The organism is Streptomyces sp. NPDC036813 (assembly GCF_055609245.1).
This window is the reverse complement of the sequence record NZ_JBVJPV010000005.1, coordinates 338,925-354,996: the sequence shown is the minus strand read 5'-3', so window position 1 is coordinate 354,996 and position 16,072 is coordinate 338,925. Positions and strand designations below refer to the sequence as shown.

Here is a 16,072-nt window from a genome sequence, read left to right as displayed (position 1 = left end):
ACGGAGCACCCGCATGCATGACGACCGCAACCTGGTCGAAGCCCGCCTCAAGCGCGTCCTCGACGAGCGCATCCGCCCCGCCGTTCACCCCGAGTCCGTGCCGCTGGACGTGGCGGTGTGGCACGCGCCCGGCGAGCCGGTACCGGTCGCGGAGGGCCTGGCCGCGACGCCCGAGCCGATCGCGGTCGGCGCCCGTTGGGGTGCTCCGTGGGGCACCAGCTGGTTCCGGGTCACCGGCACCGTCCCGCAGGCGTGGGCCGGGAGGACCGTGGAAGCCCTGCTCGACCTCGGCTTCGACGAGAACATGCCCGGCTTCCAGTGCGAGGGCCTGGTCTACCGGCCCGACGGCACCCCGGTGAAGGGCCTCAACCCGCGCAACCAGTGGGTGCGCATCGGGGCGCCCGTCGAGGGCGGTGAGGAGGTGCGGCTGCACATCGAGGCCGCCTCCAACCCCGTCATCCTCGACTACCACCCCTTCGTGCCCACCCAGCTCGGCGACAAGGAGACCGCCGGCAGCGAGCCGCAGTACACGCTGACCCGGATGGACCTCGCCGTCTTCGACGAGGAGGTGTGGCAGCTGGTGCTCGATCTGGAAGTGCTCGGCGAGCTGATGGCCGAGCTGCCGGTGGACGCGCAGCGCCGCTGGGACGTGCTGCGCGCGGTGGAGCGGGCCCTGGACGCCGTCGACCTGCAGGACGTGAACGGCACCGCGGCCCGCGCCCGCGCCGAGCTGGCGGACGTCCTCGCCGCCCCGGCCGTCCCCTCCGCGCACCGGATCAGCGCGGTGGGGCACGCGCACATCGACTCGGCGTGGCTGTGGCCGCTGCGCGAGACCGTCCGCAAGGTCGCCCGCACCACCTCCAACATGACCGCCCTGATCGAGGACGAGCCGGAGTTCGTCTTCGCCATGTCGCAGGCCCAGCAGTGGGCGTGGGTGAAGGAGCACCGGCCCGAGGTGTGGGCGCGGGTGAAGAAGGCGGTGGCTCAGGGGCGGTTCGTGCCGGCCGGCGGCATGTGGGTGGAGTCGGACACCAACATGCCCGGTTCGGAGGCCATGGCCCGGCAGTTCGTGCACGGAAAGCGGTTCTTCCTCGACGAGTTCGGCATCGAGAACGACGAGGCGTGGCTGCCGGACACCTTCGGTTTCGCGGCCGGACTGCCGCAGATCATCAAGGCGGCCGGCTCGAAGTACCTGCTGACGCAGAAGATCTCCTGGTCGCAGACGAACCGGTTCCCGCACCACACCTTCCGCTGGGAGGGCATCGACGGCACCCGGATCTTCACCCACTTCCCGCCCGTCGACACCTACAACTGCTCCATGAAGGGCAGCGAACTCGCCCACGCCGAGCGCAACTTCAAGGACAAGGGCGTCGCCCGGCACTCCCTCGCCCCGACCGGCTGGGGCGACGGGGGTGGCGGCACCACCCGCGAGATGATCGCGAAGGCGGCCCGGCTGAAGAACCTCGAGGGCTCGCCGTCGGTGGTGTGGGAGGCGCCGCACGACTTCTTCACCAAGGCCGAGGCCGAGTACCCCGAGCCCCCGGTCTGGGTCGGCGAGCTGTATCTGGAACTGCACCGGGCGACCCTGACCAGCCAGGCCCAGACCAAGCAGGGCAACCGGCGCAGCGAGCACCTGCTGCGGGAGGCCGAGCTGTGGGCGGCGACGGCGGCGGTGCGTACCGGGTTCCCGTATCCGTACGAGGAGTTGGACCGGGTCTGGAAGACGGTCCTGCTGCACCAGTTCCACGACATCCTGCCCGGTTCGTCGATCGCCTGGGTGCACCGCGAGGCCCGCGCCACCTACGAACGCGTCGCCGCCGAACTGACGGGCATCATCGAGGCCGCCCAGCGCGCCCTGGCCGGTGAGGGGCAGGTGCCACTGGTCTTCAACGCGGCCCCGCACACCCGCTCGGGTGTCCCGGCCGGCGGGGCCGGGACCCCGGCGACCGAGGGCCAGACAACCCGGGAGGACCGCACCGGCGGCGGGCATGTGCTGAGCAACGGACATCTGCGGGTGGAGATCGACGGACGCGGTCTGGTCGTCTCCGTGTACGACGTCGACGCCGACCGGGAGGCCCTCGCGCCGGGGCAGGCGGCGGGCCTTCTCCAGCTGCACCCGGACTTCCCGAACATGTGGGACGCCTGGGACGTCGACAGGTTCTACCGCAACACGGTCACCGACCTGACCGAAGCCGACGCGGTCACGGCGGGCGAGGACGGGCGGTCGGTGCGGGTGACACGCTCCTTCGGCTCCTCGAAGGTCACCCAGGTGCTGTCCCTGGCGCCGGGCGAGCGGCGGCTGCTGATCGACACGGAGGTCGACTGGCACGAGACGGAGAAGTTCCTGAAGCTGGCCTTCCCGCTCGACGTGCATGCCGAACGGTACGCGTCCGAGACGCAGTTCGGGCACTTCCACCGCCCGACCCACACCAACACCTCCTGGGAGGCGGCCAAGTTCGAGGCGTGCAACCACCGCTTCGTCCACCTGGAGGAGCCCGGCTGGGGCGCCGCGATCGTCAACGACTCCACCTACGGCCACGACGTCACCCGCACGGTCCGCGCCGACGGCGGTACGACCACGACGGTGCGCGTCTCGCTGCTGCGCGCCCCGCGCTTCCCCGACCCGGAGACCGACCAGGGCGTGCACCGCTTCCGGCACGCGCTGGTGCCCGGCGCCGGGATCGGCGACGCGGTGCGCGAGGGCTGGCGGATCAATCTGCCCGAGCGGCGGCTGACGGGCGCGGGCGAGGTCGCCCCGCTGGTGACCGCCGACCGGGACGCGGTCGTGATCACGGCGGTGAAGCTCGCCGACGACGGCAGCGGCGATGTGGTCGTCCGCTTCCACGAGGCCCACGGCGGCCGCACCCGCGCCACCCTGACCGCCGGCTTCCCGCTCGCCGAGGTCACGGTCACCGACCTGCTGGAGCGCCCGCTGCCGGACGCCCCGGCACCTGCCGTCGACGGCGGCCGCATCGCCGTACGCCTGCGGCCGTTCGAACTGGTCACGCTGCGGCTGCGCAGGGGGTGAGTGGGGGGGCGGGGGGCTTCCCCGCGGCGTGAGCGGGGGCGGGGCGCCTGTCCGGGTGGTGCGCCCCGTCCCGCCGAGGCGGTCACTGCGGTTACGTGGCACGCCCTGTCCGGCGCCGGATGACCTCGAGGGCGTGGCCGGTCAGTGCTTGCCCTTCTTGCGGGCCTTGTGCTGGGGCAGCTTGGCCTTCTTCGGTGTCTCGCCGTGGCCGGAGCGCGGCGGTGAGGCCGCGCTGCCGTGGCCGGTCCTGCCACTGCTGCCCTGTTCCCGGCCCGGACCGGCCGTGACCGGCTCCCGGCTCGGACCGGCCGGGGCGGGACGGGAACTCACCTCCAGGGCGGCGTCGCGGAGCCGCGGGGCTCCGTCGCCGGTGGGGGAGGCCGGAGCGGCGGGGGCCGCCTCGGGCCGTGCGTGGGACGTGTTCGCCGCCTTCGGGGAGGGGCGGCTGACGGCTCGTGTCGCCGTCTCCCCGCTGCCCCCGTGCGATGTGCCGTCGGCGACCGCGAGGGTGGCGGCCATGGCGGTGGCGAGGGCGACGGCTCCGCCGGCCACCAGGCGGCGTCCGCGCGGGCCCTTCGCCGCGCCCGCGGCCGGCGACGGGCCGGGACGTGTGGGGTCGGGGTCCCGGACCGCTGCTCCGCCGGCCACCGCCACCACGCTCGTCACGGCCGTGTGAGACGGGGCGGACCCGGGGCCGTCGGTGCCGGCCAGAGCGGTCAGCGTCCGGGCGCACTCGTGCGCCGACGGGCGGTCGTCCGAGTCCAGGGCGGTCATCTCCCGCAGCAGCCCGGCGAGTTCCTCCGGAACGGACTTGGGCAGCACGGGAGCGCGGTGCAGTCGCGCGATCGCTGCCTCCAGCGGAGCGCCGTCGTACTCCAGCCTGGTCGTGAGGCATTCGAGGAGCACCAGTCCGAGGGCGTAGACGTCAGCGGCCGGGCCGACGTTCTGGCCGAGGACCTGCTCGGGGGCCAGATAGGCGGCGGTGCCGATGAGTGAGCCGGGCGCGGTGCGGGTGGTGGCGTCGAGCAGCCGGGAGATGCCGAAGTCGGTCAGATGGGGCCGGCCGGACGCGTCCAGGATGATGTTGGAGGGCTTGACGTCACGGTGCACGATCCCCGCCTCGTGCGCATGGGCCAGGGCCCGGGCGAGGCCGGATCCCAGGGCGGCCGTCGCGCCCGGGGACAGCGGGCCCGCGGCGATGCGCCGCTTCAGGGTCGGGCCGTCGATCAGCTGCATGACCAGGTAGGGCCTGCCCTCGTGCCGGCCGGCGTCGTAGACCGTGACCAGGCCGGGATGCTGCAACCGGGCCAGGATCACGGCCTCGTTGTGGAACCGTTCCTCCAGGTCGGCGTCGGCGCCGGTGCGGAAGACCTTCACGGCCACCGGACGTTCGAGACGCAGGTCCCGGGCGCGGTGGACGTCGGCGGCGCCCCCGGAGCCGATGAGCCTGTCCAGGCGGTACCGTCCGGCGAGGATGTCCGCGAAGCACCGGGACGGTGCCGGAGCCGGCTGGCGGAACCGCATCTGTTCTCCCACTGCGTCAAGGGGCGCTGGGCGCCGGGCGCTCGTTTACCGGGGGGTGCCCGACACGCGTACCCAGGTCGGGGCGCCCTATCCTCCCCCCACCCGGCAACGGTCCTGACACCGGCTCAGGGCAGGCCGACCAGCTTGCCCACCTTGCGGCCCTCCTCCAGGTCCCGGTGCGCGGTGCGGATGTCGTCCAGCGCGTAGGCGTGCACCGGGCCCAGGGTGAGTTCGCCGGTGGCGAGCCGGTCGAGGTATCCCTGGAGCACGTCGGGCGGCAGGTCGCCGGCGTCGCCGCCGTACGCGCTGAGCCGTACGCCGCGCGGGAGGTAGGAGATGGGGTAGAAGTCGCGCACGGTCCACTCGTCGGACAGCATCCCGGTGAAGCAGACCGTGCCGTGCACCCGGGTGGCGCGCAGGGTGTCGGGCAGCGTCGTGGTGCCGACCAGTTCCAGCGCCGCGTCCACCCCGTCGGGCAGGATGCGGCGGACCTGCGCGGCGACGTCCCCGTCGTCGAGGAGCGGATGGTCGACGCCGTGGTCGGCGAGGTGCTTCAGGCGCTCGGGCCGGCGGGTGGTGGCGAGGACCCTCGCGCCGAGGTCCCTGGCCAGGGTGGCGGTGGCCAGGCCGAGGGCGGAGGTGCCGCCGCGGATGAGGAGGGTCTGCCCGGCTTCGAGGCCGAGGCCGGTGGTGAGCGAGCCGTAGGCGGTCTGGAGGGTCTCGGGCACCGCGCCGATGGTCGCCCAGGGCAGGTCGGAGGTGAAGGGGACGATCTGCGACCGCGGTACGACGGTGTACTCGGCGTAGCCTCCGTCGAAGACCCGGCCCATGCCGCCCATCAGCGCGGCGACCTGCTGCCCGGGCCGCAGCACCCCGTCGGGATCGGTGTCCACGGTGCCGCTCGCCTCGATGCCCGGCACCCGGGGGAAGGTCACGCCGTCCGCGAGCCCCAGCCGGGTGTGCAGCTCGGAGCGGTTCAGCCCGAACGCCCCCACCTTGACGCGCACCCACCCGGGCGGCGGTTCGGGCAGCGGCAGGCGGCGCACGTGCAGGTGCGTCACCGGACCCGGTGCGTCGAGGACGACGGCGCGCATGGTGGCGTCCATGGACTCTCCTTGGCGGTCGTGCGGCGCGGTGGCCGTATCTCGAAACGAGGTATCCCTGGGTGTCAAGGTTATCTCGAAACGAGGTATTCCCGGAGCGGTTCACGTCCGCTGGGCCACCCCGGCCAGCCGGGTCGGCGGCAGGTACTCGCGCACGTACGTCCGCTCCCAGCAGGCGCCCGTCTCGCGCAGCTCCCGCCAGGTCGTGTACCGGTAACGGAAGAGGCGTGCGCGGACGTACCGCGGGGGAGAGTCCGGCGGGAAGGGGGAACGGCGCAGCAGGCGCAGGGTGTCGCGGTCGTTCTCCAGCAACCGCTCCACCAGCCCCTCGAACCAGGCTCCCGCGTAGGCCGGGGACAGCGCCGCGAACCACATCAGCCAGTCGAGGCGCAGGTGGTACGGCGCGAACGGGCGCGGCCAGTGCCCGGGATCCCCGGGCTTTCCCTTGAACTCGTACTCCCGCCAGTCGGAGTCCTCGCGCGGCACGTCGTCGAGGGTGCCCTCGACCACCACCTCGTAGCGGATCCGGCTGACGCTGCCGAACGCGCCGTAGGTGTTGACCAGGTGCAACGGGTCGAAGGAGCGGTTCATCACCTGGCGGCGCGAGATCATGTTGAGCACCGGGTGATAGCTGAGGAACACCAGCAGCGCCGCCACCGCCAGCACCACCACCTCGTACCACAGCGGTGCGCCGGAGGGCGCCGACGCCGGGGCGCCGCCGTCCGGGAACCGCAGCGCCGGCAGTGCCAGCACGATCGTGATCCAGTTCAGCCAGGCGAAGTTGCCCGACAGCACCAGCCACAGCTGGGTGAGGATCATCAGCGAGGCGGCCGCCGTCGCGACGGGCTGCGGGGTGAACAGAAGGAACGGCACGATCAGCTGGGTGACGTGGTTGGCGGCCACCTCCACCCGGTGCAGCGGCTTCGGCAGGTGGTGGAAGAACCAGCTCAGCGGGCCCGGCATCGGCTGGGTCTCGTGGTGGTGGTACAGGCAGGTCAGCTTCCGCCAGCACTCGTCCCCGCGCATCTTGATCAGGCCCGCGCCGAACTCCACCCGGAACAGGATCCAGCGCAGCAGGAACAGCACCACGACCGGCGGCGCCACCTCGTCGTTGCCGAGGAACGCGGCGAGGAACCCGGTCTCCAGCAGCAGCGACTCCCACCCGAACGCGTACCAGGTCTGGCCGACGTTCACGATCGACAGGTACAGCACCCACGGCACCAGCCACAGCGCGATCGCCGCCCCCAGCGGCAGATACCCGTCCACGCCCGCGAGCAGCGCGGCGGACACCGCGCAGCCCGCCCACGCGCACGCGGCGAAGAAACGGTCCGAGTAGCGCAGCTGGAACAGGCTCGGCGCCCGCCGGAACGGCACCCGGGCGACGAACCGCGGGATCGGCAGCATGCCGCGCTCGCCCAGCAGGGCACGGAACTGCAGGGCGGCCGTGAGGAACGCGACCAGGTACACACCGGCCAGGGCCCGCTGGAAGACCAGCCGGCTCAGCCAGTAGTCGGATGCGGTGAACCAGTCCACGCTTCGGCGCTCCTCTCGTGCCATTGTCCCGCCGCCCGATCGTCACGCTCCGTGTGCCACGGCTCCGGCCGGGTAACCCGTACGAGGGCGAGCCGCCCGCCGTCACCCCCTACCTCCCGGTCGAAGAATCGGGCAAACCCTGGCAAGGTGGGCGCATGGTTGATCGGGGAGCGAGCGCCCTGTCCCTCCCGGACGACTGGCCCGCCCACCCGGATCCGATCCTGGCGCTCAACCGCATGGGCAGCTTCGACTGGGACCTGGACACGGGTCTGATGAGCATGGACGCCCAGGCGCACGAGGCGTTCGACGTGTCCCCGGAGGAGTACGACGGCCGGCCCGAGACCCTCGCCGCCCGGGTGCCGCCGGGCGAGGCCCGCCGCCTGGACGCCCTGGTCGCCCAGGCCATCAAGGACGGCAGTGAGAACTACGGCGCCTACTTCCGCATCCGCTGCCGCACCGGCGAACTGCGCTGGACCCACACCCAGGGCTACATCCGCCGCGACGACAGCGGCCGGCCACGCCGTATCGTCGGCATCGTCCGCGACGCCACCAGCGAACTCGACGAGTTCGCCGCCCACCGCCAGCAGGCATCCCTCGACGAGGCCCGCCGCGAGCAGACCAACGTCGTCCAGCTCACCACCGCCGCCCTCGCCCACGCCCGCACCGTCCAGGACGTCATCGACGTCCTGAAGGACACCCACGGACTGGTCCACCTCGGCGCCGCCAGCCTGGTCATGGGCCTGGTCGAGGCCGGCCGTATCCGGCTGATCGCCGAGGGCCCCGCCGGCAGCTTCGTCCCCGGCACCCAGGTCACCCGCATCGACGAGCCGTACCCGATGAGCGAGGTCGTGCGCACCCTCAGCCCGCGCTTCATCGAGTCGCCCGCCGAGTTCGCCGCCGACTACCCGATCCTGTGGCCGCACATCACCGACCTCCACATCACCTCGGCCGCCTATCTGCCGCTCATCGTCCAGGCCAGCCCGATCGGCGCGATGGGGCTGCTCTACAACGACCGGCGCGGCTTCACCCCCGAGGAGCGCAACATCCTCGTCGCGCTCGGCAGCAGCATCGCGCAGAGCCTGCAGCGCGCGATGTTCTACGAGGAGGAGAAGGACATCGCGCAGGGCCTGCAGCAGGCCATGCTGCCCCGCACCATCCCCAGCGTGCCGGGCGCCGACGTCGCCGTCCGCTACCGCGCCGGCAGCGTCGGCGGCGTCCTCGGCCGGGACATCGGCGGCGACTGGTACGACCTGATCCCGCTGCCCGGAGGCCGGGTCGGCGCCGTCATCGGCGACGTCCAGGGCCACGACACGCACGCCGCCGCCGTCATGGGCCAGTTGCGCATCGTGCTGCGCGCCTACGCCGCCGAGGGCCACACCCCGGCCACGGTGATGGCCCGCGCCTCCGTCTTCCTGCACGAACTCGACACCGACCGCTTCGCCACCTGCCTGTACGCCGAGGCCGACCTGTCCACCGGTGTCGTCCAGGTGGTGCGCGCCGGCCACATCGACCTGCTGGTGCGCGCCGCCGACGGCAGCTGCCGCCGCGTCCCCGTGCCCGGCGGGCTGCCGCTCGGGCTGTCCGCGGAGTTCGGCAGCCTGGAGTACCCGGTCGCCACCGTCGAACTCGACCCCGGCGACACCCTGCTGCTCACCACCGACGGCCTGGTCGAACAGCCCGGCGCCGACCTCGACGACGGCATGCGGGCCCTCGCCGCGTTCGTCGCCGCCGGCCCCGACGACGTGCGCGCGCTCGCCGACCGGCTGATCGAGGTCGCCGAGGAACGCGCCGGCGACGACGACGTCGCCCTGCTCCTGCTGCGCCGCCGCCCGCTGGACACCCCGCGCGCCGGCGGCCGCCTCCAGCAGCACGTCGCCCCCGGCGACGCCGAGGCGCTCACCCAGGCCCGGCACATGATCCGCACCGCCGTGCGCACCTGGGGCGCCCGCGAGCGGTCCGACGAGATCGAACTCGTCGCCGACGAACTGATCACCAACGCCCTCATGCACACCGAGGGAGCCGCGATCGTCACCCTGCGGGTGCTCAGCGGCGCCGACCGCCGGCTGCGCGTGGACGTCGAGGACTCCTCCAGCGCCCTGCCGCGCCGCCGCGAGGCCGGCATGCAGGGTGTCTCCGGGCGCGGTCTGCTCCTGGTCGACCTGCTGACCGACGTGTGGGGCGTGGAGGCGCGCGGCGGCGGCAAGTGCGTGTGGTGCGAGTTCGTGGTGCCCACGCGGCCCTGACCGGCGCCGGACACGGCCCCCTGCCGGTCGCCGACCCGCCGGGGCGGCCCGGCGTGGCCGCCCGCACGCCCTCCGCGGTGACGGGCCCATGGGCGCGCCCGCCCGCGCACCGCGATGCCCTCCGTCACGCCCGGCGACCCCACCGTGTGGCCGCCCGACCTGAGCGGCCCGGTCGCGGGTGGCACTCTGGACGTATGCCGGAACTGCCCGAGGTGGAAGCGCTCAAGGACTTCCTGTCCGAGCACCTGGTCGGCCACGAGATCGTCCGCGTGCTGCCCGCCGCGATCAGCGTCCTGAAGACCTACGACCCACCCCTGAGCGCCCTCGAAGGGCACGAGGTCACCGCCGTGCGGCGCTACGGCAAGTTCCTCGACCTCGCCACCGACGGCGGCCCGCACCTGGTCACCCATCTGGCCCGCGCGGGCTGGCTGCAGTGGAAGGACCGCCTGCCCGACGGGCCGCCCCGCCCCGGCAAGGGCCCCCTGGCGCTGCGGGTCGCGCTGGAGACCGGCGCCGGCTTCGACCTCACCGAGGCCGGCACGCAAAAACGCCTCGCGGTGTACGTCGTCCACGACCCGCAGCAGGTCGAGGGCGTCGCACGCCTCGGCCCCGATCCGCTCGCCGGCGACTTCGACGAGGCACGGTTCGCCGCCCTCCTCACCGGGGAGCGCCGCCGGCTCAAGGGCGCGCTGCGCGACCAGAGCCTGATCGCCGGGGTCGGCAACGCCTACAGCGACGAGATCCTGCACGCGGCGAGGATGTCCCCCTTCAAGCTGGCCGCCTCCCTCACGCCCGAGGAGACCACCCGCCTCTACCAGGCCCTGCGGGAGACGCTCACCGAGGCCGTCGAGCGCTCCCGGGGCGTGGCCGCGGGCCGGCTGAAGGCGGAGAAGAAGAGCGGTCTGCGCGTCCACGGCCGCACCGGCGAGCCCTGCCCGGTGTGCGGCGACACCATTCGCGAGGTCTCCTTCAGCGACTCCGCCCTGCAGTACTGCCCGACCTGCCAGACCGGCGGCAAGCCGCTCGCCGACCGCCGGCTGTCCCGGCTGCTGAAGTGAACGTCAAGTTCCTGTGATGAACTTTCGGGTGACCCAGCCGCCCGAGAGGACCCACCCCTGAACGCCATGCTCGCCGAGTCGCTGTCCGTCGTCCTGCTCGTCCTCGTCCTGGCCTGCGCGGTCGTCCGCCCCTGGGGGTGGCCGGAGGCCGTCGTCGCCGTACCGGCCGCCGCGATCGTCGTCGGCACCGGTGCGATCTCCCTCGACCACGCCCGTGAGGAGGCGGCCCGCCTCGGCCCGGTGATCGGGTTCCTCGCCGCCATCCTCGTCCTGGCCAAGCTCTGTGACGACGAGGGGCTCTTCCAGGCGTGCGGGGCGTGGATGGCGCGGGCGGCGGCGGGCAGCCCGATGCGGCTGCTGCTGTACGTCTTCGTCACCGCGTCGGCGATCACGGCCGTCCTCAGCCTGGACGCCACGGTGGTGCTGCTGACGCCGGTGGTGTTCGCGACCGCTGCCCGGCTGGGCGCGCGCCCCAAGCCGCACGTCTACGCCTGCACCCATCTGTCGAACACCGCCTCGCTGCTGCTGCCGGTGTCCAATCTGACGAACCTGCTGGCCTTCTCGGTCAGCGGGCTGAGTTTCGCGCGGTTCGCGGGGCTGATGGCGCTGCCGTGGCTCGCCGCGATCGCCGTCGAGTTCGCGGTGTTCCGGCGCTTCTTCGCCACCGACCTCGGTGCGGGCGCCGAGACGCCCGACGCCGGTGAGCCGCCCGAGGTGCCGGTGTTCGCCCTGGTGACGGTCGCGGGCACGCTCGCCGGCTTCCTGCTCGCCTCGGCGATCGGTCTGGACCCCGCGTGGGCGGCCTGCGCGGGGGCACTGGTGCTGGCGGCGCGAGCCCTGGCCCGCCGGCGGACCCGCCCGTCGGAGATCGTCCGGGCCGCCTCCGTGCCGTTCCTCGCGTTCGTCCTGTGCCTGGGGATCGTGGTCCGGGCGGTCGTCGACAACGGCCTCGCGGACGCGCTCGGCCACCTGGTCCCGGACGGCACCGGACTGGCCGCGCTGCTCGGGGTGGCCGCGCTCGCCGCCGTCCTGGCCAACCTGATCAACAATCTGCCGGCGGTGCTCGTGCTGCTGCCGCTGGCCGCGCCGTCCGGCGCCGGGGCGGTCCTCGCGGTGCTGCTCGGGGTCAACCTCGGACCCAACCTGACGTACGCCGGCTCGCTGGCCACGCTGCTGTGGCGGCGGATCGTGCACCAGCACGACCACCAGGTGGAGCTGAAGGAGTTCACCACGCTCGGTCTGTTCGCCGTGCCCCTGTCCCTCGGCGCGGCCGTGGTGGCACTGTGGGGTTCCCTGCACATGATCGGAGCCTGATCGGAGGCCGCATGGCCGTCGTCGTCTGGGTCGCCGAGGGCACCTGGCGTGCGTGCGTGGACGCCGCGCGTACGTACGCCGAGGGCGCCGCCGAGATCGTCCTGCTGCACATCAGCGGCCACGACGTGGCCGACGCCGCGCACGGCGCGTTCGCCGGGCTGCTGGGCCGCGCGGACCCGGGGCACGACCCCGGCACCCGGCTGGAGCGGCTGGCCGCGGAGTCGGGCGAGCGTCTGCTGTCCGCCGCCGCGGACCGGCTGGGCCGGCCCTGCACCCGCACGGAACGCACCGGCCGGCCCGAACACGAGGTGGTCGCCGCGGCCCGCGACGCCGACCTGCTGATCCTGGGCCGTGACGGTGACCGCAGCCGGCCGGGCCCCAAGACGCTGTCACCTCCGACGCGTTTCGTCGTGGACCACGCGCCGTGTCCGGTGCTGCTGGTGTGGCCGCGGGGGGTCAGTGCGGACGCAGGGTGATGAGCGAGTGGCCGTCCATGGTGCGGACCTCGTAGCGGGCGATCTGGTCGGGGTGGAAGGCCGCGCTGCCCTGCATGGTGGCCGTGCGGCCGTCGGCGCCGGGGGCGCTCCAGGTGCTGACCGTCTGCTCCGAACCGTCCCGGCCGATCACGACCAGACGGCAGGAGCGGGTGCCGGCCGTGTCCCTGACCTTCAGCTGCACCTGGCTGCCCCAGTCCGCGTCGTGCGTGGTGACCTGCGCCCACACCCCGGAGCGCGGATCGGTCGCGGCGAGCGGCGCCTGGGTGCCGCCGCCGCTCGCCAGGACGGCCACGGCCGGTCCGGTGAGCGCGACGACGACCGCTGCGGCGACGGCGTACAGCAGGCGCCGGCGAGCGGTGCGCCGACGGCGGCCGACCTCGGCGAGCAGCCGGTCCAGCAGCCGCGGGCCGGGTGTCGGCGCGGGGTGGACGAAGCGTGGTGTGGCCCGCCGGTACAGCATCAACTGCCGGGTCACCGGCCCGAATTCGGTCACCTGCGCCGAGCAGCCGGCGCACTCCATGAGGTGGTCCTCGAAGCGGAAGGCCTCCGCCTCGTCCAGCACGCCGAGCGCGTAAGCGGCGACGTCGCGATGCCGTTCCAGGGACCTCATGCGAATCCTCGTGCCGTTGGGTGCGGGTGGGGTCACTCCTTGCACCCATCGGTACGGACCACACCACCGATTGACTCAAGCCACGCACGGAAATAGCCAGGGGGGATTCGGAGCGGGCGGGTCCCCGGATTGGTCCGCGGGGCAGAAATTTCCGGCGCGGTCTCCAGAGGGCTCGGGCCGCAATCACGGACGGCCACCGCCCGGGCTCAGGACGCCCGAGTGAGGGGTCGCCTGTCCCGCGGTGGCGGGCTGCCGCGGCTTCCCCGCGGTGTCCGGCGCCGAGACGGTGGCAGGGCCGCGTCCAGCCGGCGTGGGCAGGGACGGCCTTCCTTCGGACCCCGGAGTCGTCAGGCGGCCGCGCTTGCCGGTCGACCGGCCCCGTCGGGGACGCGAGCGCTCGGCCGTCCCCGGGTCACGCTCCGCCGCGCGAGGGTGCCACGCGACGCTCGCCGGCTACGGGCCACAAAGCCGTCGTGCGCACCGCACGCCGGCCCCAGGTCCGGCACGGGCAGCGGCTTCCTGCTTCCTCGGAAGAGGGGGGATCGCCAGGAGCCCAGCCGCGTCCGGCACGGGCGCGGCTCCTCAGAAGAGGTGGATCGCCAGGTGGCCCAGCGGAAGACCGAGCTGCCAGGCAGGGGTCCAGACCTTCGGGCCGTCGTCCTCGCCGAGGGCGCCCGGACCGCCGGGTACCGCGTTCAGGTCGGGTGCGAGGAGCTCCGTTTCCTCCAGCCACCGCCATGCCGCCCGGGCCAGCGCGAGGTCCGGCCCGGCGGAGCCCTCCGCCATGAGGGTCGCCATCCGCTCGCGGACCCAGTCCTGCCACGGCTGGTCGTACGCCGTCAGCGACAGCCACGTCTCCAGCTGGGTCACCACCCGGATGCCGGAGAGCTCGCCCTCGGTGTCGGACAGGAAGATGGTCAGGGCCAGCGCGTCGCGTCCGGCGCGGAACTCGAACGACGTCGGCGGCATCAGATCGCCGGTACGCAGCAGCTCGTCCGCGATGTACTCGGCGTACAACCAGGCCATGGGGACGACGAGTTCCCCGCCGTCGGCACCCTCCGTGCCCTGGTGACCTCTGTGCAGCATCCCTTCCTGCCTTCCTCCGGTGTCGCGTGTCGCCCGGTGCGGGCCCTCGTCCGGAACACGGATGAAGACAGCCGATTACTCAACCATGGTCGGCAGCAGGCGTTTTGCCGATCCTTGACCTTTTGGTCGGTTTCACCGCAGGTCCGCCGCGTATCCGGGAAGCTCCCGACGCAGGGCGCGCAGCGCGTAGAACGCACGCGACTTCACGGTACCGGGCGGAATCCCCAGTTCCGTCGCTGCTTCCGCCACACTGGCCCCCCGGAGATACACGAGCACCAGGACGTCACGGTGGTGCGGAGTGAGTGTCTTCACAGCCTCCCGCAGGTCGAGGGTCGCGGCGGCCCGCTCCGCGTGATCCGCGCACAGGGGCGTGCGCCCCTGCGCCAGCACCTCGTCGCACACCTCCGCCGGCCGCGCCTGCCGGGCCCGGCGCGCGTCGATGGCCAGCCGCCGTGCCACGGTCATCAGCCAGGGCCGTACCGAGTCGAAGGAGTCGGCGTGCAGTGCCTCGGGATGCTGCCAGGCCCGCAGCAGGGTCTCCTGCACGAGGTCCTCGGCCCGCTGCCGGTCGCCGTCGCACAGCCGCAGCAGCAGCGCGAACAGCGGCCGGCCGTGCTCGCGCTGCAACGCGGCGAGTTCGTGCTCGGCGGTCGTCGCCCGGGTGGTGAGGGTGTTTCCGGCCGTCATGGCCGTATGCCACCGCAGGGCGCCGGTGGCGGACAGGGTGCGTACACACCTGTGCGGCGGGCGGTCGATCGCGTCGGTGAACGGTGCGACGAACGGTCGGTCCCTCCCGTCGGCGGACACCGGACGGGTCAAAGGGGCGCCCGAACCGTTTGCGACGCCCGTCCCCCTCATACCTATTCGTAGGGAAATGTGACCAGGCTGGGGTGACTGATGATCGTACGCGCACACACACGCAGACGACTGCTGGCACTGGCCCTGACGGCCGTACTCGCCGCCGGGGCCGCCTGTCAGGCCGATCGCCGCGCGCAGGCCGGGCGTCCGGCCCCGCCGGCCGGCCCGCGCGGCTTCACCCTGGTCGCCTCCGGGGACGTCCTGCCGCACACCTCGGTCATCGAACGGGCGCGCTTCGACTCCGGCGGCGCCGGCTACGACTTCCGGCCCATGCTCGCGGGCGCCAAGCCCCTCGTCGCGCCGGCCGCCCTGGCTCTGTGCCACATGGAGACTCCCTACGGGGCGAACGGCGACTACACCGGCCGTCCCGTCTTCAAGTCGCCGCCCGAGATCGCCGACGGCCTCGCCGCCACCGGCTACGACAGCTGCTCCACCGCCTCCGACCACACCCTCGACGACGGCGCGGACGGTGTCCGGCGCACCCTCGAGGCCCTCGACGGGACCGGCGTCAAGCACGCGGGCTCGGCGCGCACCGTGGCGGAGGCGAACTCCGTGACCCTCCTGCACGCCGGCCCGGCGAAGGTCGCCCACCTCGCCTACACCTACGGCACCGGCGGCTTCGCCATGCCGCCCGGGCAGCCGTGGGCCGTCAACCTCATCGACGAGGGCAAGATCATCGCGGACGCCAGGGCCGCCCGCAAGGCCGGTGCCGACGTGGTCGTGGTCTCCCTGCACTGGGGCACGCCCTGGCAGGAAGCGCCCGACGGCCGCCAGCTGGACCTGGCCCGGCGGCTGACCGCGTCCCGCGACGGCGGCCGCCCCGACATCGACCTGATCCTCGGCACCCACGCCCATGTCCCGCAGGCGTACGAGAAGGTCAACGGCACCTGGGTGGTCTACGGCATGGGCGACGAGGTCGCCGGCGAGATGTACGACGACAACGGCGTCGAGGACCAGCGCGGCAACCAGTCCACCCTCGGCCGCTTCACCTTCGTACCGCCGAAGCGGCCGGGCGGCCGCTGGGAGGTGGCCAGGGCCGAGTTCGTGCCGCTGCTGTTCGACGTGGACGCGGGCCGGGTGGTGGACCTCAACCGCGCCCTCGCCGACGGCGCCGAGCTGCGCGCGGTGCGCGACCGCATCCGCCAGGTGGTGCTCAGCCGGGGCGCGGCGAAGGACGGGCTGGTGATGGGGCAGTAGGCGCCCGACGCCCCTCCGGCG

The 16,072-nt window shown here is 73.4% G+C and carries 12 protein-coding genes; 6 read left to right on the top strand and 6 right to left on the bottom strand.

Annotated features, from left to right (window positions below; genetic code table 11):
- Positions 1-13: 13 nt before the first annotated feature.
- Positions 14-3,028: an alpha-mannosidase gene (locus ACZ67Q_RS14125; RefSeq protein WP_471180917.1), complete on the top strand. Its 3,015-nt coding sequence runs from the start codon at positions 14-16 to the stop codon at positions 3,026-3,028.
- Between the two features lie 141 nt (positions 3,029-3,169).
- Here the strand turns inward: ACZ67Q_RS14125 and ACZ67Q_RS14120 are convergent, their stop codons facing one another.
- From ACZ67Q_RS14120 to ACZ67Q_RS14110, 3 genes are all read right to left on the bottom strand, one after another.
- The gene (locus ACZ67Q_RS14120) at positions 3,170-4,552 is read right to left on the bottom strand and encodes a serine/threonine-protein kinase (protein ID WP_471180915.1); all 1,383 of its coding nucleotides are present in this window, start codon (positions 4,550-4,552) and stop codon (positions 3,170-3,172) included.
- A gap of 125 nt (positions 4,553-4,677) precedes the next feature.
- Positions 4,678-5,658: a zinc-binding dehydrogenase gene (locus tag ACZ67Q_RS14115; protein WP_471180913.1), complete on the bottom strand. Its 981-nt coding sequence runs from the start codon at positions 5,656-5,658 to the stop codon at positions 4,678-4,680.
- A gap of 99 nt (positions 5,659-5,757) precedes the next feature.
- Positions 5,758-7,188, bottom strand: coding sequence for a lipase maturation factor family protein (locus ACZ67Q_RS14110; protein ID WP_471180910.1), 1,431 nt, complete (start codon positions 7,186-7,188; stop codon positions 5,758-5,760).
- Between the two features lie 155 nt (positions 7,189-7,343).
- Between ACZ67Q_RS14110 and ACZ67Q_RS14105 the strand changes: the two genes are divergently transcribed.
- From ACZ67Q_RS14105 to ACZ67Q_RS14090, 4 genes are all read left to right on the top strand, one after another.
- A complete protein-coding gene (locus tag ACZ67Q_RS14105; RefSeq protein WP_471180907.1) occupies positions 7,344-9,431 on the top strand; it encodes a SpoIIE family protein phosphatase in 2,088 nt (695 codons plus the stop codon).
- 194 nt (positions 9,432-9,625) lie between these two features.
- Entirely contained in the window at positions 9,626-10,489 is an 864-nt protein-coding gene (locus tag ACZ67Q_RS14100) for an Fpg/Nei family DNA glycosylase (protein ID WP_471180905.1), read from the top strand.
- Positions 10,490-10,555: 66 nt separating this feature from the next.
- Positions 10,556-11,803 (top strand): SLC13 family permease, encoded by a 1,248-nt coding sequence (locus ACZ67Q_RS14095; RefSeq protein ID WP_471180902.1) that lies wholly within the window; start codon positions 10,556-10,558, stop codon positions 11,801-11,803.
- Positions 11,804-11,814: 11 nt separating this feature from the next.
- Positions 11,815-12,279: a universal stress protein gene (locus ACZ67Q_RS14090; protein WP_471180899.1), complete on the top strand. Its 465-nt coding sequence runs from the start codon at positions 11,815-11,817 to the stop codon at positions 12,277-12,279.
- Here ACZ67Q_RS14090 and ACZ67Q_RS14085 read toward each other — a convergent pair.
- From ACZ67Q_RS14085 to ACZ67Q_RS14075, 3 genes are all read right to left on the bottom strand, one after another.
- Positions 12,260-12,910 (bottom strand): zf-HC2 domain-containing protein, encoded by a 651-nt coding sequence (locus ACZ67Q_RS14085; protein ID WP_471180896.1) that lies wholly within the window; start codon positions 12,908-12,910, stop codon positions 12,260-12,262. The two genes, ACZ67Q_RS14090 and ACZ67Q_RS14085, sit on opposite strands and share 20 nt — an antisense overlap.
- Before the next feature lie 582 nt (positions 12,911-13,492).
- Positions 13,493-13,996, bottom strand: coding sequence for a hypothetical protein (locus ACZ67Q_RS14080; RefSeq protein WP_471180893.1), 504 nt, complete (start codon positions 13,994-13,996; stop codon positions 13,493-13,495).
- 132 nt (positions 13,997-14,128) lie between these two features.
- Entirely contained in the window at positions 14,129-14,683 is a 555-nt protein-coding gene (locus ACZ67Q_RS14075; protein ID WP_471180891.1) for a sigma-70 family RNA polymerase sigma factor, read from the bottom strand.
- Between the two features lie 210 nt (positions 14,684-14,893).
- On the opposite strand from ACZ67Q_RS14075, the gene ACZ67Q_RS14070 reads away from it, so the two are divergent.
- On the top strand, positions 14,894-16,051 hold the full coding sequence (locus ACZ67Q_RS14070) for a CapA family protein (RefSeq protein WP_471180888.1): 1,158 nt from the start codon (positions 14,894-14,896) through the stop codon (positions 16,049-16,051).
- Positions 16,052-16,072 lie beyond the last annotated feature (21 nt).

Excerpts from the sequence above, each read along its gene's own strand:
- ACZ67Q_RS14070 (WP_471180888.1), top strand. The coding sequence starts at position 14,894 with ATGATCGTACGCGCACACACACGCAGACGACTGCTGGCACTGGCCCTG.
- ACZ67Q_RS14090 (WP_471180899.1), top strand. The coding sequence starts at position 11,815 with ATGGCCGTCGTCGTCTGGGTCGCCGAGGGCACCTGGCGTGCGTGCGTG.
- ACZ67Q_RS14105 (WP_471180907.1), top strand. The coding sequence starts at position 7,344 with ATGGTTGATCGGGGAGCGAGCGCCCTGTCCCTCCCGGACGACTGGCCC.
- ACZ67Q_RS14080 (WP_471180893.1), bottom strand. The coding sequence starts at position 13,996 with ATGCTGCACAGAGGTCACCAGGGCACGGAGGGTGCCGACGGCGGGGAA.
- ACZ67Q_RS14095 (WP_471180902.1), top strand. The coding sequence starts at position 10,556 with ATGCTCGCCGAGTCGCTGTCCGTCGTCCTGCTCGTCCTCGTCCTGGCC.
- ACZ67Q_RS14125 (WP_471180917.1), top strand. The coding sequence starts at position 14 with ATGCATGACGACCGCAACCTGGTCGAAGCCCGCCTCAAGCGCGTCCTC.
- ACZ67Q_RS14120 (WP_471180915.1), bottom strand. The coding sequence starts at position 4,552 with ATGCGGTTCCGCCAGCCGGCTCCGGCACCGTCCCGGTGCTTCGCGGAC.
- ACZ67Q_RS14085 (WP_471180896.1), bottom strand. The coding sequence starts at position 12,910 with ATGAGGTCCCTGGAACGGCATCGCGACGTCGCCGCTTACGCGCTCGGC.
- ACZ67Q_RS14075 (WP_471180891.1), bottom strand. The coding sequence starts at position 14,683 with ATGACGGCCGGAAACACCCTCACCACCCGGGCGACGACCGCCGAGCAC.
- ACZ67Q_RS14115 (WP_471180913.1), bottom strand. The coding sequence starts at position 5,658 with ATGGACGCCACCATGCGCGCCGTCGTCCTCGACGCACCGGGTCCGGTG.
- ACZ67Q_RS14100 (WP_471180905.1), top strand. The coding sequence starts at position 9,626 with ATGCCGGAACTGCCCGAGGTGGAAGCGCTCAAGGACTTCCTGTCCGAG.